Consider the following 21,427-nt stretch of genomic DNA (forward strand, 5'->3'; position numbering starts at 1 on the left):
AACCCTGCAACCCTGCGTCCAACATTGCGGCTCGTACTACAGAGCGCGTATCAGTACTGCCCTCTTCGTAGCCGATCCATGCCTCGGATCTCGGATCCGTGTCCCGGATCCCGGATCGGGTGGACCGATCCCGCAACGGGTCTGAGAATTGCGCGCCGCGTGCCGTTCGTCAAGGCCCCCTGCTCCGTGCGGATCATCTCGGGACCCGACCGCGGGGCAACGATGATCACCCTACTCCCCAACGAGACCAGGGCAAGTCAGGCACTGCGGATACGCCGAAGGGCGACCACCCTTACGGGTGATCGCCCTTGGCTGGGGCCTCAGGAGGCCCCAGAGGTGTTACTTGACCTCGACGGCCGCACCGGCAGCCTTGAGGGACTCGGCAGCCTTCTCGGCGGCCTCCTTGTTGACCTTCTCGAGGACCGGCTTCGGGGTGCCGTCGACGAGGTCCTTGGCCTCCTTCAGGCCCAGGGAGGTCAGCTCACGCACGACCTTGATGACCTGGATCTTCTTGTCGCCCGCACCGGTGAGGATGACGTCGAACTCGTCCTTCTCCTCCTCGGCCTCGGCGGCGGGGCCGACACCGGCGGGGCCGGCAACGGCGACGGCCGCGGCGGCGGTGACGTCGAACTTCTCCTCGAAGGCCTTCACGAACTCGGAGAGCTCGATGAGGGTCATCTCCTCGAACTGGGCGAGGAGGTCGTCCTGAGAGAGCTTCGCCATGATGGGCGATCCTTCCACTAAATCGGCAGGTGCCGGATGTATATAGAGGCGGGCGTAACGGCCCGCTACGACCCACGCACTAGGCGGCGTGGATCAGTGCGCGAGCCGAATTACTCGGCACCGCCCTGCTCGGCGAGCTTGACGCGAAGCGCTTCCGCAGTGCGGACGAACTTCGACGGCAGCGCCTGGAAGAGCGAGGCAGCCTGAGACTGCTTGCCCTTGAACGCGCCGGCCAGCTTGCTGAGCAGAACCTCGCGGGACTCGAGGTCCGCAAGCTTCTTGATCTCATCGGCGGTGAGCGCCTTACCATCAAGGACACCCGCCTTGATGATGAGGTTCGGGTTGTCCTTGGCGAAGTCACGCAGGCTCTTCGCCGACTCCACCGGGTCACCGGTGATGAAGGCGACCGCGGTCGGACCAGCGAAGTGCTCGTCCAGCGCGGTGATCCCGGCCTGGTTGGCCGCAATCTTGGTCAGCGTGTTCTTCACCACGGCGTACTGGGCGTTCTCACCAAGGGAGCGACGCAGCGTCTTGAGCTGCGCGACGGTGAGACCCCGGTACTCGGTCAGCACGGCGGCGTTCGAGCTCTGGAACGCGTCCTTGAGCTCGGCTACCGATGCAGCCTTGTTGGGCGTCGGCATGGTGCGTTCGCCTCCTTCCGGGTGATGAGGACCGCTCAGAAGGGGCTGAAATAAGAAACGCCCCGGCGCAGGCGCCAGGGCGTGGCTCAACCGGAACGAATTCCGGGAACCTTCCACAGTCACCTACGCGGGTCGTCCGCAGTCAGCGGATCCTTCGGCCACCGAACCCTTGCGGGCACGGCAACGACCAGCGGTCTTTGGCTTCTCGTGAAGAGTACGTGACCCTGCGCCGGTCAGGCAAATCGGTCAGCGCCCGAGGCCTGCGGTCCCGGCCCGGCAGCACCGCCAGGCCCTCGACGGGCCGTTCCGGGGGCCACAAGCGGTCCCGCGCCGCCCGAGGCCGCCGAGGGGCGTCCGGAAGCAAGAAAACGGGCCCCTCGCCGCCCTGTGAGGGGGCGAGGGGCCCGTTTCAGCCACTCAGGTGAGCCGGAGGCTCAGCGTGGGGCTCAGACAGCGGCCGGGTCTTCCTCGACGAGGAGGTTCCGGGTGCGGTTCGAGTCCAGCTGGATGCCGGGGCCCATCGTGGTGCTCAGGGCGGCCTTCTTGACGTAGCGGCCCTTGGCGGCGGACGGCTTCAGACGAAGGATCTCGTCCAGGGCCGCGCCGTAGTTCTCGACCAGCTGCTCATCGGTGAAGGAGACCTTGCCGATGATGAAGTGCAGGTTCGAGTGCTTGTCGACACGGAACTCGATCTTGCCACCCTTGATCTCGGTGACAGCCTTGGCAACGTCCATGGTGACGGTGCCGGTCTTCGGGTTCGGCATCAGGCCACGCGGACCGAGCACGCGGCCGAGGCGGCCGACCTTGCCCATGAGGTCCGGGGTGGCGACAACCGCGTCGAACTCGTTCAGGCGGTTGCCCTTGGCGATCTCGTTGATCAGCTCGTCGTCGCCGACGATGTCGGCGCCGGCGGCTTCCGCGGCCGCAGCACGGTCACCGGTCGCGAAGACCAGGACCCGGGCGGTCTTACCGGTGCCGTGCGGGAGGTTCACGGTGCCACGGACCATCTGGTCGGCCTTGCGCGGGTCGACACCCAGGCGGAAGGCGACCTCGACGGTGGCGTCGAACTTGGTCGTGGAGGTCTCCTTGGCGAGACGGACGGCCTCGAGCGGGGCGTACAGCTTCTCCCGGTCGACCTTGGCGTCCGCAGCGCGGAGAGTCTTGCTGCGCTTCACTTCTGCTCCTGTATTTCGGCTTCAGGCATGGAGTCGTGGTGCGGACCAGCGCTTGGTCCTACCACTGGTGGTGCTGGGGTGGCTGGATCAGCCTTCGACCGTGACGCCCATCGAGCGCGCGGTGCCGGCGATGATCTTCATCGCGGCATCGACGTCGTTGGCGTTCAGGTCGGGCATCTTCAGCTCGGCGATCTCGCGGACCTGGGCGCCGGTGAGCTTGGCGACCTTGGTCTTGTGCGGCTCGCCGGAGCCCTTCTCGATGCCCGCGGCCTTCAGGATCAGGCGCGCGGCCGGCGGAGTCTTGGTGATGAAGGTGAAGGTGCGGTCCTCGTAGACCGTGATCTCCACCGGCACGACCATGCCACGCTGCGACTCGGTCGCGGCGTTGTAGGCCTTGCAGAACTCCATGATGTTGACGCCGTGCTGACCGAGCGCGGGGCCGACCGGCGGAGCCGGGTTGGCCGCACCGGCCTTGATCTGGAGCTTGATAAGCCCCGTGACCTTCTTCTTCTTGGGAGGCATTGCTCTCTCCGGGTCCTAGTGAGAGTTTTTCGCCGCCGATCCGGTCATCCGGATGGAGGCATACCGCACCACGATAACGGGTATCGGAGCGGGGCTAAAAACCGAGCAGGTCAGACCGCCCTTTGCGGGGCGATCTGACCTGTCCGGAAGCTTGCTTCAGAAGATCAGTTCAGTTCTTCTGGATCTGGTCGAAGCTGAGCTCGACCGGAGTCTCGCGACCGAAGATCTCGACGAGGCCCTTGACCTTCTTCGAGTCGGGGTTGATCTCGTTGATGGTCGCCTGCAGCGTCGCGAACGGGCCGTCGGTGACGGTGACCGAGTCGCCGACCTCGAAGTCCAGGACCTCGATGGTGCGCTTGACGGCGGGCGCGGGCAGGCCGGCCTCTTCCGCAGCGGCCTTGGCGGCCTTCTCCTGCGCCTCCGGGGCGAGCATCTTGACGATCTCGTCCAGCGTCAGCGGGTACGGGTCGTACGCATTGCCGACGAAGCCGGTGACACCGGGGGTGTTGCGGACGACGCCCCAGGACTCGTTCGTCAGATCCATGCGGACGAGAACGTAGCCGGGCAGCTTGTTCTGCCGGACGTTCTTGCGCTCGCCGTTCTTGATCTGGACGATCTCTTCCTCGGGCACCTCGGCCTGGTAGATGAACTCCTCGACGTTCAGCGAGACGGCACGCTGCTCCAGGTTGGCCTTCACGCGCTTCTCGTAGCCGGCGTAGGTGTGGATCACGTACCACTCGCCGGGCAGGAGGCGCAGCTCCTCGCGCAGGGCCTGGATGGGGTCGACGGGCTCGGCGGGCTCGGCCTCGGCCTCGTCTGCGGCCTCGACCTCGTCGACTGCCTCGGTCTCGTCGACCGCCTCGGTCTCCTCGGCAGCCTCTTCGCCCTCGTCGGCAGCCTCTTCGACCTCGGCGTCGTCCTCGGACTCGGCGTCGACCTCGTCCTCGATGTGCAGCGCGGCCTCTTCGGCGGCGACACCGGCCTCGGCGTCGGCGAGCTCTACCTCGTCGGGGTCCACAGCGTCTGCCGCCTCGACGATGTCGAGCGCGTCCTCGACGGACTCGACGGAGTCGGGGCTCGCGTTCAGGTTCGGGTCAGACACGGTGGCTGCTTCTTCCTGGATACAAAAGGTGGTCGAACATGCGAAAACGGGCGGCACCCATCAAGGCGCCGCCCTCCGCGGGGATCAGCCGAAGACGAACTTGATGGCTTCCTGGAACCCATAGTCAATCACGGTCACCAGACCGATCATGATGACGACGAAGACAATCACCACGGTGGTGTACGTCGTGAGCTGATTGCGCGTCGGCCAGACGACCTTGCGGAGCTCCGCGACGATCTGGCGGTAGAACAGTGCAAGCCGGCCCAGAGGACCCTTCTTCCCGCGCTTGCCGCCCTTTCGGGCCTTCTTCTCGCGGGTGTCGTCCTCGGCGTCAGGCATGTCGATGGAGCCCAGGGCGTCCGTCACGTCTCTCACCTGAATCCGGGTCGTGGCCGTAGCCGCGCCCGGTTGCGCCGCACGGCGTTGCATCGAAGTACGTACCTGCGCACACATCCGAGAAGGAGTGTGGAGCAGGGCCGGAGGGACTCGAACCCCCAACCGCTGGTTTTGGAGACCAGTGCTCTACCAATTGAGCTACGACCCTTTGCGTCCCCCAACCTACCGCATCCAGACGAGTGCACGGAGTGCTCGCGCTCTGGAGTGATCGGCGGGGTCCAACGACAGGTGAGTGTACGTGGTCCGGGCCCTGACGTCGAACAGAGCACATTTCCGGCTGCTCCGTCCGATGACTGAAACGGTGTGCGGCGCCTCTGGGGCGTCTGGGACGATTGGCCGCATGACCTCTGCAACGCCTTCCTCCGAGCGCCGGGTGTCCGCCCGTATCGGCGCCATTTCCGAGTCCGCCACCCTCGCCGTGGACGCCAAGGCCAAGGCCCTCAAGGCCGCCGGGCGCCCGGTCATCGGCTTCGGTGCGGGCGAGCCCGACTTCCCGACCCCGGACTACATCGTCGAGGCGGCGGTCGAGGCCTGCCGCAACCCGAAGTACCACCGCTACACGCCGGCCGGGGGCCTGCCCGAGCTGAAGACCGCGATCGCCGCGAAGACGCTGCGCGACTCCGGCTACGAGGTCGACGCGTCGCAGGTCCTGGTGACCAACGGCGGCAAGCAGGCGATCTACGAGGCGTTCGCCGCCGTCCTGGACCCGGGTGACGAGGTCATCGTCCCGGCTCCGTACTGGACCACCTACCCCGAGTCGATCCGCCTCGCCGGCGGTGTCCCGGTCGAGGTCGTCGCCGACGAGACCACCGGCTACCGCGTGTCCGTCGAGCAGCTCGAGGCCGCCCGCACCGAGCGCACCAAGGTCGTCCTGTTCGTCTCCCCGTCGAACCCGACCGGCGCGGTCTACAGCGAGGCCGACGCCCGCGCTATCGGCGAGTGGGCCGCCGAGCACGGCCTGTGGGTCCTCACGGACGAGATCTACGAGCACCTCGTCTACGGCGACGCGAAGTTCACCTCGCTGCCCGTGCTGGTCCCGGCCCTGCGCGACAAGTGCATCGTCGTCAACGGCGTCGCCAAGACGTACGCGATGACCGGCTGGCGCGTGGGCTGGGTCATCGCCCCGCAGGACGTCATCAAGGCCGCGACCAACCTGCAGTCGCACGCCACGTCCAACGTCTCCAACGTGGCCCAGGTCGCCGCGCTGGCCGCCGTCTCGGGTGACCTGGAAGCGGTCGCCGAGATGCGCAAGGCCTTCGACCGCCGCCGCCAGACGATGGTCAAGATGCTGAACGAGATCGACGGCGTCCTCTGCCCGACCCCCGAGGGCGCGTTCTACGCGTACCCGTCGGTCAAGGCGCTCCTCGGCAAGGAGATCCGCGGCAAGCGCCCGCAGACCTCCGTCGAGCTGGCGGCCCTGATCCTGGACGAGGCCGAGGTCGCGGTCGTCCCGGGCGAAGCCTTCGGCACCCCGGGCTACCTGCGCCTGTCGTACGCCCTGGGCGACGCGGACCTGGTCGAGGGCGTGTCCCGCATCCAGAAGCTCCTCGCCGAGGCCAAGGCCTAGGCCTAGGCCTCCGGCGGTACGCGGCCCGGTCCGAGCGGCGGTTCCCCCACGGGGAGCCGCCGCTCAGGCACATCGGGGCCGAGCCGTGGAGCCGCACCGCCGTTCGCGGCACCGGTGCGGACCGAGCCCGGCCTTCCAGCCCCGCCGGCGTTTGAGGCGCGGGTCGGGGCGGCGCCCGGGCAGGCCCCGCGCAGCGGCCCCGCCACCGCCTCTCGTCTCGCGGCTCCAGCCTCGTGCAGATGTTCGAGCAAGCCCCCGATCGGTAAATCCCCCTCCCGCCGAGCGCAGCGGTACGGCAGGATCACCGGATGGAGCACGTACGCGATCTCACGCTTCTGCCGAAAGCCCACCTCCACCTGCACTTCACGGGGTCGATGCGCCCGTCGACCCTCCTGGAGCTCGCCGACAAGTACGGCGTCCGCCTCCCCGACGCCCTCACCGGCGGCGAGCCGCCAAAGCTCCGCGCCACCGACGAGCGCGGCTGGTTCCGCTTCCAGCGCCTCTACGACGCCGCCCGCTCCTGCCTGCGCGAGCCCGAGGACATCCGGCGCCTCGTCCGCGAGGCCGCCGAGGAGGACGTACGGGACGGCAGCGGCTGGCTGGAGATCCAGGTGGATCCCACCTCCTACGCCCCCCTGCTCGGCGGCATGATCCCGGCCGTCGAGATCATCCTGGACGCCGTCGACACGGCGTCCCGCGAGACCGGGCTCGGCATGCGGGTCCTCATCGCGGCCAACCGGATGAAGCACCCCCTCGACGCCCGTACCCTCGCCCGCCTCGCCGTCCGCTACGCCGACCGCGGCATCGTCGGCTTCGGGCTCTCCAACGACGAGCGCCGCGGCATGGCCCGCGACTTCGACCGGGCCTTCGCCATCGCCCGCGAGGGCGGCCTGCTCGCGGCCCCGCACGGCGGCGAGCTCACCGGACCCGCCTCCGTCCGGGACTGCCTGGACGATCTGCACGCCTCCCGCATCGGCCACGGCGTACGGGCGGCCGAGGACCCGCGCCTGCTGAAGCGGCTCGCGGACCGGCAGATCACCTGCGAGGTCTGCCCGGCGTCGAACGTCGCCCTCGGGGTCTACGAGCGGCCCGAGGACGTCCCGCTGCGCACCCTCTTCGAGGCCGGGGTACCGATGGCGCTGGGCGCGGACGACCCGCTGCTGTTCGGATCCCGGCTGGCGGCGCAGTACGAGATCGCCCGCCGCCACCACGCCTTCACGGACGCGGAGCTCGCCGAGCTGGCCCGGCAGTCGGTGCGCGGTTCGGCGGCGCCGGAGGACGTACAGGACAAGCTGCTGGCCGGGATCGACCACTGGCTGGCCACCTGAAGCTCACCGCGTGAGCCGCAGGTCGCCCTCCCAGCAGTCGGCCCGTACCCGGTCGCCGTCGGGGAAGCCGATCTCCAGCTGCGTGCGCCCGGTCTCCGGCGCCGCGAACTCGGCCACGGTCGCCACCGTGTCCCCGAGGTGCCGCAGGAAGGGGTGGTCGCCGAGGTCCTCGCCGACCTCGATCCGGCCCCATTCCCCCATGTCGTACGGCTCGTGGGGCGTCGCGGACTCGACGATGAGGCAGCGGTCGGACCCGGTGCTGATCCTGGTGGACTCGCCCTCGCTGTCGATCAGCCAGACGTCGAGCGGCGCCTCGGAGCGTTCGCCCTCGTAGACGTGCCAGGACGCGACGATCCTGCTGATCGTGCGTCCCACCAGGCGGGTGGGGTCCGTACCGGCCCCGTGCAGTGGACAGAGCATGGCGGCCGGGACTCCTCAGATGCTGACGCCGACCGTCACCGGCTCGTTGACCAGGGTGACGCCGAAGGCCGCGTGGACACCCGCGACGACCTCGCGGGCCAGGGCGAGGAGGTCCTCGGTGGTGGCCTCGCCGCGGTTGGTCAGCGCCAGGGTGTGCTTGGTGGAGATCCGGGCGGGGCCGGTGCCGTAGCCCTTGGTGAAACCGGCCTTGTCGATCAGCCAGGCCGCGCTGGTCTTCGTACGGCCGTCGCCGGCGGGGTACGCGGGCGGGGTGGTCTCGGCGCCGAGCCGGTCCTGGACTCGGGCGAGGAAGGCGGCGTACGCCTCGTCGCTCAGGATCGGGTTGTGGAAGAAGGAGCCGGCGGACCACGTGTCGTGGTCGGCGGGATCGAGGACCATGCCCTTGCCGGCGCGCAGGCGCAGCACGGTCTCGCGGGCCTGCGTGGCCGGGACCCGGTCGCCGGCCTGGACGCCGAGGGCGCGGGCGGTCTCGGGGTACTTGATCGGCGCGGACAGGCCGCCCGCGTCCTCCAGGGCGAAGCGGACGCGGAGGACGACGTACCGGTCGGGCTGGTGCTTGAAGAGGCTGTCGCGGTACGAGAAGGCGCACTCGGCGGCGGTCAGCGTGACCGTCTCGCGCCGGTTGCGGTCGTAGGCGACGACCTCGGTGATGGTGTCGCAGACCTCCTGGCCGTACGCCCCGACGTTCTGGATCGGGGTGGCGCCGGCGGAGCCGGGGATTCCGGCGAGGCACTCGATGCCGGCCAGGCCCGCCTCGACGGTACGGGCGACGGCGTCGCTCCAGTTCTCGCCGGCGGCGAGCTCCAGGGTGGTGGTCTCTCCCGCGGCCTCCGGCGTCGTGGACCCCAGATGGAAGCCGGTGGTCGCGATGCGCAGGGCGGTGCCCTCGAAACCGCGGTCGCCGATGACCAGGTTGCTGCCACCGCCGATGACGAGGAGCGGGGTGCCGCTCTCGTCCGCGGCGCGGACGGCGTCGACCACCTCGGCGTCGGTGGTCGCGGTGACCAGACGGGTGGCGGGGCCACCGAGGCGGAAGGTGGTCAGGGGGGCGAGGGGGGCGTCGTGGAGTTCCTGCACGTGGACAAGAGTACGGTCCGTACCCCTCGCATCCCTGCGGGGCCACGGACCGTACGTCACGAGCGGGCCTCCTGTCCGCCTTCGGCCAGCCGGTGCTCGGCCTCGGCCCAGGTGACCGGGAGCGCGGAGGACGGTGCGGTCCAGAAGGTGAAGGCCGACTCCCGCATGAACGCGGCGGCGGCGCGGGAGCTGGACCGGTGCGGCTCGCTGCGGGCGAAGCGGTAGAGCGCGTCGCGGTCCTCCCAGGCGGAGAGGGTCAGGAAGGTCCGGCTGAAGACCCGGGCCCGGAGGGCGACGCCGTGGGCGCCGGGGGCGGAACGGATCTGGCGGATGATGCCCGGCGACTTGAGGAAGAACCGGAAGGCGCCGGCGAGGGTCTCGGTCTCGAAGCGGGAGGCCATGACGTAGACCTCGGTGTCGGGAGCGGGTGGGGTGGGCGTGGACCAGGGGATGTCGGGCATGACGTGCACTCCTTCCGTTGCCGTCCGGTGCCGGTCAGCGCGTGGCGGGGACCTTGTCGGCGAGGACGGGGGCGGGGGCTGCGGGGGCGGGCGTGGAGCTCTGGGCGGCGCGCTTGCCCGGGACCAGGAGGGCGAAGGCGGCTGCCACGGCCACCGCGACGGCGCCGATCCACAGCGCGGGCACCGTCCCGTCGGTGAAGGCCTGCGGGGACTCGTAGCCGCCCTGGGCGGAGAAGACCGAGGCCAGGACCGCGACACCGAGGGCGCCACCGACCTCGCGCAGGGCGTTGTTGGCACCGGAGGCCTTGCCCTGGTCGGCGGGGGCCACCGTGGACATCAGGATGTTGGAGGCGGGGGCGAAGAACAGGCCCATGCCGATGCCGCTGAGGATCAGCGCCGGGAGCTGGGCGGCGTACGAGACGTCGGTGCTCAGGATCGTCGCGAACCAGCCGAGGCCGAGGGCCTGCAGGGCGAGCCCGGTGGCGACGACGGGGCGGCCGCCGATCCGGTCGGAGAGGATGCCCGCGATCGGGGCGGCGATCATCGGCATGGCGGTCCACGGGAGCATGCGCACTCCGGCCTGGGTGGGCGAGTAGCCGGCGACGCCCTGCAGGAACTGGCTGAGCAGGAAGATCGAGCCGAACATGCCCAGGTACATCAGCAGGCTGGCCGCGTTGATCCCGAGGAAGCCGCGGCCCAGGAAGAGGCGCATGGGCAGCATCGGGTTCGCGTGGCGGAAGCCGTGGACGACGAATCCGCCGACGAGCGCGGTGCCGGCGATCAGGCCGGTGAGCACGGGGGCGCTGGTCCAGCCGTGGGCGTTGGCGTTGACGAGGCCGTAGACGATGCCGAAGAGGCCACCGCTGATGAGGAGCGTGCCCGGGACGTCGAGACGGGCGTTCGGGGCGGTGGACTCGGCCAGCTTGAGGCGGGCGAGCGGGATGAGGGCCAGTCCGATCGGGACGTTCAGCCAGAAGATCCACTGCCAGGAGATGTGCTCGGTGAGGGTGCCGCCGATGAGCGGGCCGCTGGCGACGGCGAGGCCGCCGACGGCGCCGAAGATGCCGAGGGCCATGCCGCGGCGGGCGGGCGGAACGGCGGCGGTGAGCAGGGTGAGGGTGAGCGGCATCATGATCGCGGCGCCGACGCCCTGGACGGCGCGGGCGGCGATGAGCTCGTCGATGCCGGGCGAGAGGGCGGCGACGGCCGAGGCGCCGGTGAATATCGCGAGGCCGGACATGAAGAGCCGGCGCCGGCCGAAGCGGTCACCGAGGGCCGCGCCGAACATGAGGAGGACGGCGAAGGTGAGCGTGTACGCGTTCACCGTCCACTCCAGGTCTTCCAGCGCACCGCCGAGGTCCTTGCGGATGGCGGGGAGGGCGGTGGTGACGACGAGGTTGTCGAGGGCGGCCATGAAGCCGGCCACGGAGGTGAGGACGAGGGCCCAGACGGCGGGGCCGCGGAGGGCCGTGTCGTGGGTGCCTTGCGTGCCGTTCACGATTTCCCCCTGAGGGTGAGGACCGAACCGTTAGTTATTGCTGACTAACTTTCACGCGCATGAGTACGTGCCGTGTTGACGCGCGGGGTGGGCGGGCCGGACCGGGGCTCACTCCCCCGGCTGGTCCGGGCCCTTCACGCGGGCGGAGGGATACAGCGCCTCCCAGACCCGGTGCCCGGGCGGGAAGCCCATCGCGGCCAGGGTGTTGATCAGCATCCCGTAGGCCATGAAGGTCGTGGTCTCGTTCACGTCGCCGCCGAGCGGCACGTGGACGGTGTCCCAGAGGTCCATCCAGCCCTTACGGACGAGCTCACCGAGCTGGTGGTCGCCGGCCGCCTCTGCGGCGGCGACGGTGACGTACATCTGGAGCTGCATCTGGAGCTTGTCCGGATCCTCGGCGATGAGCCGGACGTACGCGCCGGCCATGGCCTGCGTGGCCTCTTCACCCTCGAGCCCCTCGGCGGCGGCCGCGAACACCTCACGGGTGTCCCGCAGGCACCGCTCGGCGGCGGCGAGGAAAATGGCCGGCTTGTTGGGGAAGAGCCGGAAGAGGTACGGCTGCGAGACGCCGACGCGCTTGGCGATCGCCTCGGTGGAGGTTCCGTAGTAGCCGCCCCGGGCGAACTCGTGCATCGCCGCCCGGATGACGCTCTCGCGCCGCTCGTCCGCACTCATCCTTGCCATGATTCGAAGTTAGTACTCAATCACTAACTTAGTCAACCCCGAGACGGCCGCCGGATCCGGCCCCGGCGGCGTTCGCTGTGCTGGGGCCCCCCAGCGCAGCGAGGGGGAGGGACCGGGGGCAGAGCCCCCGGCAACGGTGCCGCAGCCGCAAAGGCGCAGGCGGCGGCACCGGGTCCGGGCGGGGCCGGGCCGGGGGTCAGGCCAGGGTGACCAGGGCTCGGGGGTCAGGCCAGGGTGACCAGGGCTCGGGACATGCCCAGGACCTTCTGGCCCGCGCTCATCGCCGTCAGGTCGACCCGTACGCGGTTGTCGTCCAGCTTCGCCGCAACCTTGGCCGTGACCTCGATCACGGCACCCGCGTCATCGTTCGGGACCACCACCGGCTTCGTGAACCGCACGCCGTACTCGACGACCGCCCCCGGGTCGCCGACCCAGTCGGTGACCACGCGGATCGCCTCGGCCATCGTGAACATGCCGTGCGCGATCACGTCCGGCAGTCCGACCTCCTTGGCGAACTTCTCGTTCCAGTGGATCGGGTTGAAGTCGCCCGAGGCACCCGCGTACTTCACGAGCGTGGCCCGCGTCACGGGGAAGGACGCCGCCGGCAGCTCGGTGCCGACCTCGACGTCGGCGTACTTGATCTGCGCAGTCATCTCAGGCCTCCTCGGGGGCGCGGGAGACGAGCTTCGTCCACGCCGTCACCACGTGCTCGCCGGTCTCGTCGTGGACCTCGCCGCGGATGTCGATGATGTCGTTGCCCGCCATCGACTTCACCGCCTCGATCGTGGAGGTCACCGTGAGCCGGTCACCCGCACGCACGGGGCGCGCGTACGCGAACTTCTGGTCGCCGTGCACGACGCGGCTGTAGTCCAGACCCAGCTGCGGGTCCTCCACGACCTGGCCGGCCGCCGCGAACGTGATCGCAAACACAAAAGTCGGCGGAGCGATCACGTCCTGGTGGCCGAACGCCTTGGCCGCTTCGGGGTCGGTGTAGACGGGATTCGCGTCACCCACCGCAACCGCGAATTCGCGGATCTTCTCCCGGCCGACCTCGTACGGATCGGTGGGCGGGTAGCTACGCCCCACGAAGGACTGGTCGAGCGCCATGGCTCCCTACCTCCTGTTGAAAAAGACGGTCACGGAAATGATCACGGAAACGACACGAGGCCGCCCCCCGATGAAGGGGACGACCTCATGACGGTGCCTGTTATTCGAGACTTCGCTAGGGTCAGCGGGTCTCGCGGTGCGCGGTGTGCGAGTTGCAGCGCGGGCAGTGCTTCTTCATCTCAAGACGGTCCGGGTTGTTACGCCGGTTCTTCTTGGTGATGTAGTTCCGCTCCTTGCACTCCACGCAGGCCAGCGTGATCTTCGGGCGGACGTCGGTGGCAGCCACGTGAGTGCTCCTTGACGGACTATGGGACGGATGAACGCATAAAAGAGTAGCCGATCGGGAGACCGACCCCGCAATCGGCTACTGTGGGTAGCGGCGACCGGACTTGAACCGGTGACACAGCGATTATGAGCCGCTTGCTCTACCGACTGAGCTACGCCGCTTTGATGTGATCAGCTCCCCACCCGAGGGTGGGGAACCTCTCTCACCAGAGCCCCAATGCGGAATCGAACCGCAGACCTTCTCCTTACCATGGAGACGCTCTACCGACTGAGCTATTGGGGCGAGCGATGAAGACATTACACGGTTGCCTGCCCATCGCCCAAATCCTTTGCGGGGACTGGCCTCCGAGGCGGCGGGCCAGGCTTTCCCGATCAGCCCCCAGGCAGTCCCGGAGCCCTTTTCGGGGCAGATTGTGTCCGGGCTCACAAACCCGTCGCCCTCGGCGGCACGTCGAGCGCACACGAAGCGGCCCGTTGGACGCGGCCAGTTCGGGGAGGCGCGCTCGGCTCGGCCCGCTCGGGGAGGCGCGCTCCGGCTCGGCACGCCCGGGGAGGCCCGCGCGGGGAGGCGCGCTCCGGCTCGGCACGCCCGGGGAGGCCCGCGCGGGGAGGCCCGCTCGGCTCGGCACGCCCGGGGAGTCACGCCCGGGGAGCCCCGCTCGGCTCGGCACGCTCGGGGAGTCACGCCCGGAGAGTCACGCCCGAAGCAGCCCCCACGCGGCCACGCACCCGGGGCGCGTGGGGCAGAAGTCACCCACCACCCGGGGCACCTGAAGCACACGAAGCCCGACGGGCCGCCCGCGGCCGCCGGGACGCGCAGGCGGGCGCCACGGCGCGTGGGCACCACACCGGTACGACTATTGCGCTCCTCCGTGAAGCGGAGAGCCCTGCGCCCTAGGCTCTGAGCACGCTGCGTGATCTTGGGCCGCAGGCCGCGGCCACCCGGCCCAGGAACCGCCCGAGCCACCGCAGGAGCGCGATGTCCGACAGCCAGCCGCAGCAGCCGTCCTCCTCCCCGCGCAAGGGCCGCGGCGAGGACGACGGCCACGGGTCGCAGCGCCCGGCGGGCCATGGGAACGCGGCCGCCGCCGAGTCCACCACCCTCCTGCTCACCGGGGCCCGCCTCACGGACGGCCGTACGGTCGACGTCCGGCTCGGCGGCGGCCGGATCCAGGCCGTCGGCACCGCGGGCAGCCTCCCCGCTCCCGCCCTCTCCCGGGTGGACCTCGGCGGCTATCTGCTGCTCCCCGCCCCCGCCGAGCCGCACGCCCACGGGGACACCGCCCTGACCGCCGACGGCGAGGGGCCCGTCTCGTACACCCCCGACGAGGTGCAGCGCCGGGCCACCGAGGCCGCCCTGCTCCAGCTCGGGCACGGCGCCACGGCCGTGCGCTCCCACGTCCGGATCGGCGACGTGCACGGCCTCGGCCCCATGGAGGCCGTGCTCCAGGCCCGCCGCTCGCTGCGCGGGCTCACCGACCTGACCACCGTCGCCGTGCCCCGCCTCCTCACCGGGGTCGCCGGCGCCGACGGGTTCGCCATGCTGCGGGACGCCGTGAAGATGGGCGCCTCCGTCATCGGCGGCTGCCCGGACCTGGACCCCGACCCGACGGGCTTCCTCGAAGCCGTCCTGGAACTCGCCGCCGAGCACGGCTGCCCCGTGGACCTGCACACGGACGGTGACGACCCCGGCCGACTGGCCCGGCTCGCGGCGATGGCCGGCGGGCTGCGCCCGGGGGTGACGATCGGCCCCTGCGGCGGGCTGTCGCGGCTCCCGCTGGACGTGGCGCACCGGGCCGCCGACCAGCTGGCCGCGGCCGGCGTACGGGTGACCTGCCTGCCCCAGGGCGACTGCGCGGCCCTGGAACGGCGCGGCCTGCGCACCGCGCCCGTACGGCTGCTGCGCGCCGCCGGAGTCCGGGTCGCGGCCGGCAGCGGGGCGCTGCGGGACGCCGGGAACCCGGTCGGCCGCGGCGACCCGCTGGAGGCCGCGTTCCTGCTGGCCTCCCAGGGCGGGCTGCGGGCAGCGGAGGCCTACGCGTCGGTCAGCGGCGCCGCCCGGGAGGCCATGGGGCTGCCGGAGGTCCGGGTGGAGGCCGGGTTCCCGGCGGAGCTGCTCGCCGTACGGGGGGACCGGATCTCGGGCGTACTGTCCCTGGCCTACAGCCGGATCGTAATCCACCGCGGCCGGGTGGTAGCCCGGACGAGTGCCGTCCGGGAGTACTGCGACTCGGCGGTCGCGGTGGCCCTGGACCTGCCCCGGCAGGGCCGTGTGGAGCCCGGTCCCTGAACGTTCGCCGGCCCGCCGGTGGACGCGTTCGCGGGCGGGGGCGCCCGGCTCGTCGTACGGTCGGGGCATGCGCATCGTCATCGCGGGTGGACACGGTCAGATCGCGCTGCGGCTGGAGCGACTGCTCGCCGCGCGCGGGTACGAGGTCGCGGGCATCATCCGCGACCGGGCTCAGGGCGACGACCTGCGGGAGGCGGGCGCCGAACCGGTGCTCTGCGACCTGGAGTCGGCTTCGGTCGAGCATGTGGCGGGCATCCTGCAGGGCGCGGACGTGGCGGTGTTCGCGGCCGGCGCGGGGCCCGGCAGCGGTGTCGGGCGCAAGGACACCGTCGACCGGGGCGCGGCGGTGCTGTTCTCGGATGCGGCCGAACGGGCGGGGGTACGGCGCTTCCTGATGGTCTCTTCGATGGGTGCGGACGCGTACCGCGAAGGTGACGACGTCTTCGACGTCTACCTGCGGGCGAAGGGGGAGGCGGACGACCACGTGCGGACGCGGCTGGGCCTGGAGTGGACGGTCCTGCGGCCCGGGTCGCTGACCGACGACCCGGGGGCGGGGCAGGTGCGGCTCGAGGTGCGGACGGGCGGCGGGTCGGTGACGCGCGACGACGTGGCGGCCGTGCTGGCGGAGCTGATCGAGACCCCGGCGACGGCCGGCCTGACCCTGGAGCTGGTCCAGGGTTCGACTCCGGTGGCGGTGGCCGTCAAGGACGTCGCGGGCAACTGAGGGGTACTCACCGCCCGGAGCGCCCTGAACGCCTCAGCGCCGGAGAGCCGGAGCGCCTGAGGCACCCTCAGAACTCGGCGGTCACCTTGTCGTCGGAGCGCCCGACGGAGTCCTGCTGGTACTGGTCCTCGTAGGCCTGCCGGATCCGTTCGATGCGCGCGCTGCGCTCGTCGGCCTCCTTCTCCGGGTACAGCAGCACCACCTCGTACGAGGTCTCGCGGATGACCTTGCCGTCCCGCTGCCACTGGCCGTGCCCGTCCTGGAGGGTGAGGCCCTCGGGGAAGGCGGGGGTGATCTCGCGGTCCAGGAAGCGCATGAACTCCTCTTCCGCGACCGGGTCCCGGCCGCCGGGGCGTTCGGTCCCGAAGTAGAGCCTGGTTTCCTGGTAGGACTCGCCCACATGGGTGTGCAGGGCCGCCCCGACCAGGGCCGGGATCCCGGCCCCGAGGAGGGCGAGGAGCACGCCGCCGCCGACCTTCCCGCGCGTGTCAGAAATGAAGTTCACGACCGGAGAACGAACAGGAGATCAGGACGATGCGGCCGATGACCGGCTCCGACGTCGAACGGGCAGCAGCCGAAATGGCGTCGGCCCTGGCCCCGCACACCGGACGGGACTGGCAGGTGAAGGCCGGTTCGCTCGACTGGACCTGCTGGACGACGGCGGCGCACGTCGCCCACGACCTGCTGGCGTACGCCGCCCAGGTGGCCGCACTGCCCTCGGACTCCTATCTGCCGCTGGACCTGCGCGTGCGGGAGGCCACCCCACCCGAGGCGGTCCTCCAGGTGATCTCGGCGGCGGCCCGCCTGCTGGGCACGGCCGTGGACGCGACGCCGGAGTCCGCGCGGGCCTGGCACTGGGGCCCCTGCGATCCGGGCGGCTTCGCGGCGATGGGCGTGGCGGAGATCCTGCTCCACACGTACGACATCACCCAGGGCCTCGCCCTCCCCTGGCTCCCGCCGGCCGGCCTCTCGGCCCCGGTCCTGGCCCGCCTCTTCCCGGACTCCCCGTCCGGCCCGGCCCCGGAGGTCCTCCTCTGGTCGGCCGGCCGCCTGGCCCTCCCGGCCCGCCCCCGCCGCACCACCTGGTCCTGGCGTGTTTCCCCCAGGCCCTGACCGGATCCGGACGCGGAAGCCCCGCGTTCGGATCACCGGGCATACGAGAAGACCCCCGTCACTGCGTTTCCGCAGTAACGGGGGTCTCACTCGCGTGGCGGCGCCAGGGTTCGAACCTGGGTAGGCTGAGCCGGCAGATTTACAGTCTGCTCCCTTTGGCCACTCGGGCACACCGCCAAGAGTCGTTGCCGTCTTTCCGCCTTTCGGCGGCGCTCCGTGGCAACGACGTAAACAATACCCGATGTGCGAGGGTGCTTCGCCACCGGATTGATCAGCGCTGCGGGTGGGCGCGGTGGCTAGGCTTTGCGGAGCGGGCCGGGGATGTCCGGCCGCGCCCTCCGGGGCAATGACAGCCGACTTCAAGGAGCCACAGCACATGGCCGACTCCAGTTTCGACATCGTCTCGAAGGTCGAGCGGCAGGAGGTCGACAACGCCCTCAACCAGGCCGCCAAGGAACTCTCGCAGCGCTACGACTTCAAGGGCACCGGCGCCACCATCGCCTGGTCCGGCGAGAAGATCCTGATGGAGGCGAACTCCGAGGAGCGCGTCAAGGCCGTCCTCGACGTGTTCGAGACCAAGCTGGTCAAGCGTGGGATCTCGCTGAAGGCGCTCGACGCCGGCGAGCCGCAGCTGTCCGGCAAGGAGTACAAGATCTTCGCCTCCATCGAGGAGGGCATCTCCCAGGAGAACGCCAAGAAGGTCGCGAAGATCATCCGGGACGAGGGTCCCAAGGGCGTCAAGGCCCAGGTGCAGGGCGAGGAGCTGCGTGTCAGCTCCAAGAGCCGTGACGACCTGCAGGCCATCCAGGCGCTGCTCAAGGGCAAGGACCTGGACTTCGCGATCCAGTTCGTGAACTACCGCTGATCGCGGTTCCCCACCTGCCGTCCGGCGGCCCGGCGGTCCTTCCAGGACCGCCGGGCCGCGGCTGTTTCCGGGGGCGTACGGATCATGAGCCCGGCGCGCGCGGCGCGTGCGCCTCAATGGCCCCCGATGAGCACTTGGGGAGCCCTGCGCGCGCCCACCACTCTGGTGGCAATCATCACCGCGGTACAGGGGAGGTTCTCGGATGCCTGGGGTCGACACGATTCGCGAAGACTTCGGGGCGTCCGTCGTCGTGGCACTCGTCGCGCTGCCTCTCTGTGTGGGCGTGGCCGTCGCCTCCGGTGTGCCGGCCGAGCTGGGGATCGTCACCGGAGTGGTGGGCGGGCTGGTCACCGGGTGGTTCCCGGGGAGTTCGCTCCAGGTGAGCGGGCCGGCCGCCGGGCTCACCGTGCTCGTCTACGAGGCGGTGCACACGCACGGTGCCCGCGCGCTCGGGGTCCTGGTGCTGGCCGCCGGGTTGCTACAGCTGGGCATGGGGGCGCTGCGGCTCGGGCGGTGGTTCCGGGCGATCTCGGTCGCCGTCGTGCACGGGATGCTGGCCGGGATCGGGCTCGTGCTGATCGTCGGGCAGCTGTACGCCCTGGCCGGCGTGCAGGCCCCGGGCGCGACCCTGGAGAAACTGGCCGCGGTGCCGGGGCTCGCCGGGCAGGCCGACTGGTCCGCCGTGGCGCTCGGGGCCGGGACCATCGCCCTCCTGGTGGCCTGGCGCCGGATGCCTGCCCGGCTGCGGCTCGTACCGGGCGCGCTCGTCGGCGTGGCGGCCGCCACCACCGTGTCGATGCTGCTGCAGCTCCCCGTCGAGAAGGTGACCGTGACCGGTGTCCTGGACGCCGTGGCCCCGCCCGGCTGGGGGGACTTCGGGCTGCTGGCCTCCGCCGGGGCCCTCGGAACCGTGATCGCCCTGGCGCTGATCGCCTCCGCCGAGACCCTGTTCAGCGCGGCCGCCGTGGACCGGATGCACGACGGGACCCGGACCCACTACGACCGCGAGCTCATGGCCCAGGGCGTCGGCAACACCGTCTGCGGACTGCTCGGGGCGCTGCCGATGACCGCCGTTATCGTGCGCAGCGCCGCCAATGTGGAGGCAGGGGCCCGCACCCGGGCGTCCCGGGTCCTGCACGGCGGCTGGCTGCTCCTGTTCGCCGTCGCGCTCCCGCAACTGCTCGAAGTGGTGCCGCTCGCCGCACTGGCCGGGGTGCTGCTGCACGCCGGATGGAAGCTGCTGCCGGCCCGGGCCGTCGCCGGCCTGTGGCAGACGCACCGGGGCGAGGCGGTGGTGTTGGTTGCGACGGCCGGCGCGATCGTGGCCACCAACCTCTTCGAGGGGGTGCTGGTCGGGCTGGGGCTGGCCGTGGTCAAGGCGGCCTGGGAGACCTCCCACGTGCACATCGAGGGGGTGTGGGAGGGCGGGGAGCTCCGCGTCCAGGTCATGGGGAGCGCCAGCTTCCTGCGGCTGCCGAAGCTGCTCGACGCGCTGGACGCACTGCCGGCCGGACAGCCCGTACGCCTCGACCTCAGCGGGCTCCGCCACCTGGACCACGCCTGTCTGACCGCCCTCCACGGGTGGGAGCAGAACCGGACGCCGCTGACCGGCCGCGAGGGCGTCGTTTAGGGGCGCTACCCTCCGCCCGTGGACAACGAGTTGAAGCGCACTCTGGGAGTCTTCGACGCCGTGGTCGTCGGGCTCGGGGCCATGGTCGGGGCCGGTATCTTCGCCGCCCTCGCCCCGGCGGCAGGCGCGGCGGGTCCCGCGGGCGGCGCGCTGCTCACCGCCCTCGCGGTGGCGGCCCTGATCGCCTACTGCAACGCGCACTCCTCGGCGCGGCTGGCCGCCCGGTATCCGGCCTCCGGCGGGACCTACGTGTACGGGCGGGAACGGCTCGGCCCGTTCTGGGGATACCTGGCCGGCTGGGGCTTCGTCATCGGCAAGACCGCATCGTGTGCCGCGATGGCGCTCACCGTGGGGGCGTACGTGTGGCCGGGGCAGCAGCATGCCGTGGCCGTCGCGGCGGTGGTGGCGCTGACCGCTGCGAGCTACGGAGGCCTGCAGAAGTCCGCCCGGATCGCGCGGGTGATCGTGGCGGCGGTACTGGCCGTGCTGGCCGGGGTCGTGGTGGTGTGCCTGACCTCGGGCGCGGCCGACGCGGGACGGCTCGGCGGCCTCGCCGGGGGCGGCGCCGGCGGCCTGCTCCAGGCGGCCGGCCTGCTGTTCTTCGCCTTCGCGGGGTACGCCCGGATCACGACCCTGGGCGAGGAGGTGCGTGATCCGGAGCGCACGATCCCGCGGGCGGTGCCCCTCGCCCTGGGGATCGCCCTGCTCGTGTACGCCGCGGTGGCGGTGGCGGCGCTGGCGGTGCTGGGCGCCGACGCCTTGGCGGCTTCGACGGCTCCGCTGGCCGACGCGGTACGGGCGGCCGGACGGCCCGGACTGACCCCCGTGGTCCGGGCCGGTGCGGCCCTGGCGGCGCTGGGCTCGCTGCTGGCCCTGGTGCTCGGGGTGTCGCGGACCACCCTTGCGATGGCCCGGGACGGCCATCTCCCCCGCGCGCTGGCCGCCGTACATCCCCGGCATCAGGTGCCGCACCATGCGGAGCTCGCCGTGGGTGCGGTGGTCGCCGTGCTCGCGGCGACCACCGATCTGCGGGGTGCAATCGGTTTCTCCTCGTTCGGAGTGCTGGCCTACTACGCGATCGCGAACGCTTCTGCGTGGACTCTGGATTCAGGTGTCAAGGGCCGGGCCGTGGCAGCGGTCGGGCTGTCCGGCTGTGTCGTACTGGCCTGCGCGCTGCCCCCCGTGGCGGCGGTCTCGGGGGCTGCGGTGCTGGCCGTGGGCGTCGCCGCCTACGTGGTGCGCGGCCGGCTCAGACCCGGGATCTGAACTCCGCCCAGAGGGTCATCTCCAGACCCGCCTGCTCCGAGTCGTCGCAGAACCAGGCGGTGCCGTCGAGCCAGCCGCGCAGCCAGTCGGCGAGGGCGGGCGAGTCCGCGTACCAGGCGAGGTCGGGATCGCCCGGATTCGGCTCGAACAGCAGGACTTGGGAGGTCTCGGAGCGGCAGTCCACGCACCCCAGCATGGCGCAGCCGTAGTCGGTTATCGGCAGGACGCCCTCGGGCCAGCCCCAGTCCGCGGCGCGCATCGCGGTGTACTGCGTGACGGCGGCCTCCAGCGGGAGCAGTCCGTACTCCGGGCCGAACCCGCCGTCCGCGATCCGGGTGTAGAGACCGGCCAGGAGCGGGGGCAGGGCGAAGCCGAGTATGCCCTCGGCCCGATGCAGCGCCCGCGGGTCCACCGGATCGGGCAGGCGCCCCGGCACCAAGGTGCCGCCCTCGGGCCCGAAGCTCCGGACGTGTCGGGCGACTTGCTCCAGCAACTGTTCGGTCTCGTTCATGCGTTCATAGTGACCCATGCC

At 71.1% G+C, this 21,427-nt stretch carries 24 protein-coding genes and 4 tRNA genes; 8 read left to right on the forward strand and 20 right to left on the reverse strand.

Annotated features, from left to right (window positions below):
• Positions 1–339 precede the first annotated feature (339 nt).
• The 7 genes from rplL to ACZ5WG_RS25475 all read right to left on the reverse strand — a co-directional run bounded on the left by rplL (position 340) and on the right by ACZ5WG_RS25475 (position 4,707).
• Positions 340–723 (reverse strand): 50S ribosomal protein L7/L12, encoded by a 384-nt coding sequence (gene rplL / locus ACZ5WG_RS25445; RefSeq protein ID WP_067163133.1) that lies wholly within the window; start codon positions 721–723, stop codon positions 340–342.
• Between the two features lie 110 nt (positions 724–833).
• On the reverse strand, positions 834–1,364 hold the full coding sequence (gene rplJ / locus ACZ5WG_RS25450) for a 50S ribosomal protein L10 (protein ID WP_030008449.1): 531 nt from the start codon (positions 1,362–1,364) through the stop codon (positions 834–836).
• A gap of 446 nt (positions 1,365–1,810) precedes the next feature.
• Complete coding sequence (rplA, locus tag ACZ5WG_RS25455) at positions 1,811–2,539, reverse strand: 50S ribosomal protein L1 (RefSeq protein WP_030154662.1); 729 nt, start codon at positions 2,537–2,539, stop codon at positions 1,811–1,813.
• Positions 2,540–2,626: 87 nt separating this feature from the next.
• A complete protein-coding gene (gene rplK, locus ACZ5WG_RS25460) occupies positions 2,627–3,061 on the reverse strand; it encodes a 50S ribosomal protein L11 (protein WP_030154660.1) in 435 nt (144 codons plus the stop codon).
• A gap of 169 nt (positions 3,062–3,230) precedes the next feature.
• Positions 3,231–4,163: a transcription termination/antitermination protein NusG gene (gene nusG / locus ACZ5WG_RS25465; protein ID WP_468726129.1), complete on the reverse strand. Its 933-nt coding sequence runs from the start codon at positions 4,161–4,163 to the stop codon at positions 3,231–3,233.
• 84 nt (positions 4,164–4,247) lie between these two features.
• Positions 4,248–4,529, reverse strand: coding sequence for a preprotein translocase subunit SecE (secE, locus tag ACZ5WG_RS25470; protein ID WP_030298162.1), 282 nt, complete (start codon positions 4,527–4,529; stop codon positions 4,248–4,250).
• A gap of 105 nt (positions 4,530–4,634) precedes the next feature.
• Positions 4,635–4,707, reverse strand: a tRNA-Trp gene (locus ACZ5WG_RS25475).
• Positions 4,708–4,899: 192 nt separating this feature from the next.
• On the opposite strand from ACZ5WG_RS25475, the gene ACZ5WG_RS25480 reads away from it, so the two are divergent.
• Both ACZ5WG_RS25480 and ACZ5WG_RS25485 read left to right on the forward strand, forming a co-directional pair.
• Complete coding sequence (locus ACZ5WG_RS25480; RefSeq protein WP_468726131.1) at positions 4,900–6,126, forward strand: pyridoxal phosphate-dependent aminotransferase; 1,227 nt, start codon at positions 4,900–4,902, stop codon at positions 6,124–6,126.
• Positions 6,127–6,434: 308 nt separating this feature from the next.
• Entirely contained in the window at positions 6,435–7,454 is a 1,020-nt protein-coding gene (locus ACZ5WG_RS25485) for an adenosine deaminase (RefSeq protein ID WP_468726132.1), read from the forward strand.
• 3 nt (positions 7,455–7,457) lie between these two features.
• Here the strand turns inward: ACZ5WG_RS25485 and ACZ5WG_RS25490 are convergent, their stop codons facing one another.
• From ACZ5WG_RS25490 to ACZ5WG_RS25535, 10 genes are all read right to left on the reverse strand, one after another.
• Positions 7,458–7,874, reverse strand: coding sequence for a hypothetical protein (locus ACZ5WG_RS25490; protein ID WP_468726134.1), 417 nt, complete (start codon positions 7,872–7,874; stop codon positions 7,458–7,460).
• 15 nt (positions 7,875–7,889) lie between these two features.
• Positions 7,890–9,032: a UDP-N-acetylmuramate dehydrogenase gene (locus ACZ5WG_RS25495; RefSeq protein WP_468726136.1), complete on the reverse strand. Its 1,143-nt coding sequence runs from the start codon at positions 9,030–9,032 to the stop codon at positions 7,890–7,892.
• Positions 9,029–9,433, reverse strand: a complete 405-nt coding sequence (locus ACZ5WG_RS25500; protein ID WP_468726138.1) for a DUF3291 domain-containing protein — start codon at positions 9,431–9,433, stop codon at positions 9,029–9,031. Before ACZ5WG_RS25500 ends, ACZ5WG_RS25495 begins: the two co-directional genes overlap by 4 nt.
• A 34-nt stretch (positions 9,434–9,467) precedes the next feature.
• Positions 9,468–10,931, reverse strand: a complete 1,464-nt coding sequence (locus ACZ5WG_RS25505) for a DHA2 family efflux MFS transporter permease subunit (RefSeq protein ID WP_468726140.1) — start codon at positions 10,929–10,931, stop codon at positions 9,468–9,470.
• Positions 10,932–11,039: 108 nt separating this feature from the next.
• Complete coding sequence (locus ACZ5WG_RS25510; protein ID WP_468726141.1) at positions 11,040–11,615, reverse strand: TetR/AcrR family transcriptional regulator; 576 nt, start codon at positions 11,613–11,615, stop codon at positions 11,040–11,042.
• A 224-nt stretch (positions 11,616–11,839) separates the two neighbouring features.
• Complete coding sequence (locus ACZ5WG_RS25515) at positions 11,840–12,268, reverse strand: MaoC family dehydratase (protein WP_468726143.1); 429 nt, start codon at positions 12,266–12,268, stop codon at positions 11,840–11,842.
• 1 nt (position 12,269) lies between these two features.
• On the reverse strand, positions 12,270–12,722 hold the full coding sequence (locus ACZ5WG_RS25520; RefSeq protein WP_468726145.1) for an FAS1-like dehydratase domain-containing protein: 453 nt from the start codon (positions 12,720–12,722) through the stop codon (positions 12,270–12,272).
• 121 nt (positions 12,723–12,843) lie between these two features.
• Positions 12,844–13,008 (reverse strand): 50S ribosomal protein L33, encoded by a 165-nt coding sequence (rpmG, locus tag ACZ5WG_RS25525; protein WP_003956487.1) that lies wholly within the window; start codon positions 13,006–13,008, stop codon positions 12,844–12,846.
• An 88-nt stretch (positions 13,009–13,096) separates the two neighbouring features.
• Positions 13,097–13,169 (reverse strand) — tRNA-Met (locus tag ACZ5WG_RS25530).
• A 48-nt stretch (positions 13,170–13,217) separates the two neighbouring features.
• Positions 13,218–13,290: transfer RNA gene (locus tag ACZ5WG_RS25535), tRNA-Thr, on the reverse strand.
• A gap of 696 nt (positions 13,291–13,986) precedes the next feature.
• Between ACZ5WG_RS25535 and ACZ5WG_RS25540 the strand changes: the two genes are divergently transcribed.
• Positions 13,987–15,297: an amidohydrolase family protein gene (locus ACZ5WG_RS25540; RefSeq protein ID WP_468726146.1), complete on the forward strand. Its 1,311-nt coding sequence runs from the start codon at positions 13,987–13,989 to the stop codon at positions 15,295–15,297.
• Between the two features lie 67 nt (positions 15,298–15,364).
• A complete protein-coding gene (locus tag ACZ5WG_RS25545) occupies positions 15,365–16,021 on the forward strand; it encodes an SDR family oxidoreductase (protein WP_468726148.1) in 657 nt (218 codons plus the stop codon).
• 67 nt (positions 16,022–16,088) lie between these two features.
• On the opposite strand, the gene ACZ5WG_RS25550 is transcribed toward ACZ5WG_RS25545, so the two are convergent.
• Positions 16,089–16,526, reverse strand: coding sequence for a DUF3574 domain-containing protein (locus ACZ5WG_RS25550; RefSeq protein ID WP_468726150.1), 438 nt, complete (start codon positions 16,524–16,526; stop codon positions 16,089–16,091).
• Between the two features lie 38 nt (positions 16,527–16,564).
• On the opposite strand from ACZ5WG_RS25550, the gene ACZ5WG_RS25555 reads away from it, so the two are divergent.
• Entirely contained in the window at positions 16,565–17,134 is a 570-nt protein-coding gene (locus ACZ5WG_RS25555; RefSeq protein ID WP_468726152.1) for a maleylpyruvate isomerase N-terminal domain-containing protein, read from the forward strand.
• A 95-nt stretch (positions 17,135–17,229) separates the two neighbouring features.
• Here ACZ5WG_RS25555 and ACZ5WG_RS25560 read toward each other — a convergent pair.
• Positions 17,230–17,311: transfer RNA gene (locus ACZ5WG_RS25560), tRNA-Tyr, on the reverse strand.
• 199 nt (positions 17,312–17,510) lie between these two features.
• Between ACZ5WG_RS25560 and ACZ5WG_RS25565 the strand changes: the two genes are divergently transcribed.
• The 3 genes from ACZ5WG_RS25565 to ACZ5WG_RS25575 all read left to right on the forward strand — a co-directional run bounded on the left by ACZ5WG_RS25565 (position 17,511) and on the right by ACZ5WG_RS25575 (position 20,895).
• The gene (locus ACZ5WG_RS25565) at positions 17,511–17,999 is read left to right on the forward strand and encodes a YajQ family cyclic di-GMP-binding protein (protein WP_030163016.1); all 489 of its coding nucleotides are present in this window, start codon (positions 17,511–17,513) and stop codon (positions 17,997–17,999) included.
• Between the two features lie 202 nt (positions 18,000–18,201).
• A complete protein-coding gene (locus ACZ5WG_RS25570; RefSeq protein WP_468726154.1) occupies positions 18,202–19,629 on the forward strand; it encodes a SulP family inorganic anion transporter in 1,428 nt (475 codons plus the stop codon).
• Positions 19,630–19,647: 18 nt separating this feature from the next.
• Complete coding sequence (locus ACZ5WG_RS25575) at positions 19,648–20,895, forward strand: APC family permease (protein ID WP_468726155.1); 1,248 nt, start codon at positions 19,648–19,650, stop codon at positions 20,893–20,895.
• On the opposite strand, the gene ACZ5WG_RS25580 is transcribed toward ACZ5WG_RS25575, so the two are convergent.
• Positions 20,879–21,406 carry an SMI1/KNR4 family protein gene (locus ACZ5WG_RS25580; RefSeq protein WP_468726157.1) on the reverse strand — a complete coding sequence of 176 codons (528 nt, stop codon included), beginning with the start codon at positions 21,404–21,406 and terminating at the stop codon, positions 20,879–20,881. The genes ACZ5WG_RS25575 and ACZ5WG_RS25580 overlap by 17 nt on opposite strands.
• Between the last annotated feature and the right edge of the window lie 21 nt (positions 21,407–21,427).

This window comes from Streptomyces sp. NPDC032745 (genome assembly GCF_055579465.1).

Coding starts and splice junctions, on each gene's coding strand:
- rplL (WP_067163133.1), bottom strand. CDS start 723: ATGGCGAAGCTCTCTCAGGACGACCTCCTCGCCCAGTTCGAGGAGATG.
- rplJ (WP_030008449.1), bottom strand. CDS start 1,364: ATGCCGACGCCCAACAAGGCTGCATCGGTAGCCGAGCTCAAGGACGCG.
- rplK (WP_030154660.1), bottom strand. CDS start 3,061: ATGCCTCCCAAGAAGAAGAAGGTCACGGGGCTTATCAAGCTCCAGATC.
- ACZ5WG_RS25480 (WP_468726131.1), top strand. CDS start 4,900: ATGACCTCTGCAACGCCTTCCTCCGAGCGCCGGGTGTCCGCCCGTATC.
- ACZ5WG_RS25485 (WP_468726132.1), top strand. CDS start 6,435: ATGGAGCACGTACGCGATCTCACGCTTCTGCCGAAAGCCCACCTCCAC.
- ACZ5WG_RS25490 (WP_468726134.1), bottom strand. CDS start 7,874: ATGCTCTGTCCACTGCACGGGGCCGGTACGGACCCCACCCGCCTGGTG.
- ACZ5WG_RS25500 (WP_468726138.1), bottom strand. CDS start 9,433: ATGCCCGACATCCCCTGGTCCACGCCCACCCCACCCGCTCCCGACACC.
- ACZ5WG_RS25510 (WP_468726141.1), bottom strand. CDS start 11,615: ATGGCAAGGATGAGTGCGGACGAGCGGCGCGAGAGCGTCATCCGGGCG.
- ACZ5WG_RS25515 (WP_468726143.1), bottom strand. CDS start 12,268: ATGACTGCGCAGATCAAGTACGCCGACGTCGAGGTCGGCACCGAGCTG.
- ACZ5WG_RS25520 (WP_468726145.1), bottom strand. CDS start 12,722: ATGGCGCTCGACCAGTCCTTCGTGGGGCGTAGCTACCCGCCCACCGAT.
- ACZ5WG_RS25540 (WP_468726146.1), top strand. CDS start 13,987: ATGTCCGACAGCCAGCCGCAGCAGCCGTCCTCCTCCCCGCGCAAGGGC.
- ACZ5WG_RS25545 (WP_468726148.1), top strand. CDS start 15,365: ATGCGCATCGTCATCGCGGGTGGACACGGTCAGATCGCGCTGCGGCTG.
- ACZ5WG_RS25555 (WP_468726152.1), top strand. CDS start 16,565: ATGACCGGCTCCGACGTCGAACGGGCAGCAGCCGAAATGGCGTCGGCC.
- ACZ5WG_RS25565 (WP_030163016.1), top strand. CDS start 17,511: ATGGCCGACTCCAGTTTCGACATCGTCTCGAAGGTCGAGCGGCAGGAG.
- ACZ5WG_RS25570 (WP_468726154.1), top strand. CDS start 18,202: ATGCCTGGGGTCGACACGATTCGCGAAGACTTCGGGGCGTCCGTCGTC.
- ACZ5WG_RS25580 (WP_468726157.1), bottom strand. CDS start 21,406: ATGAACGAGACCGAACAGTTGCTGGAGCAAGTCGCCCGACACGTCCGG.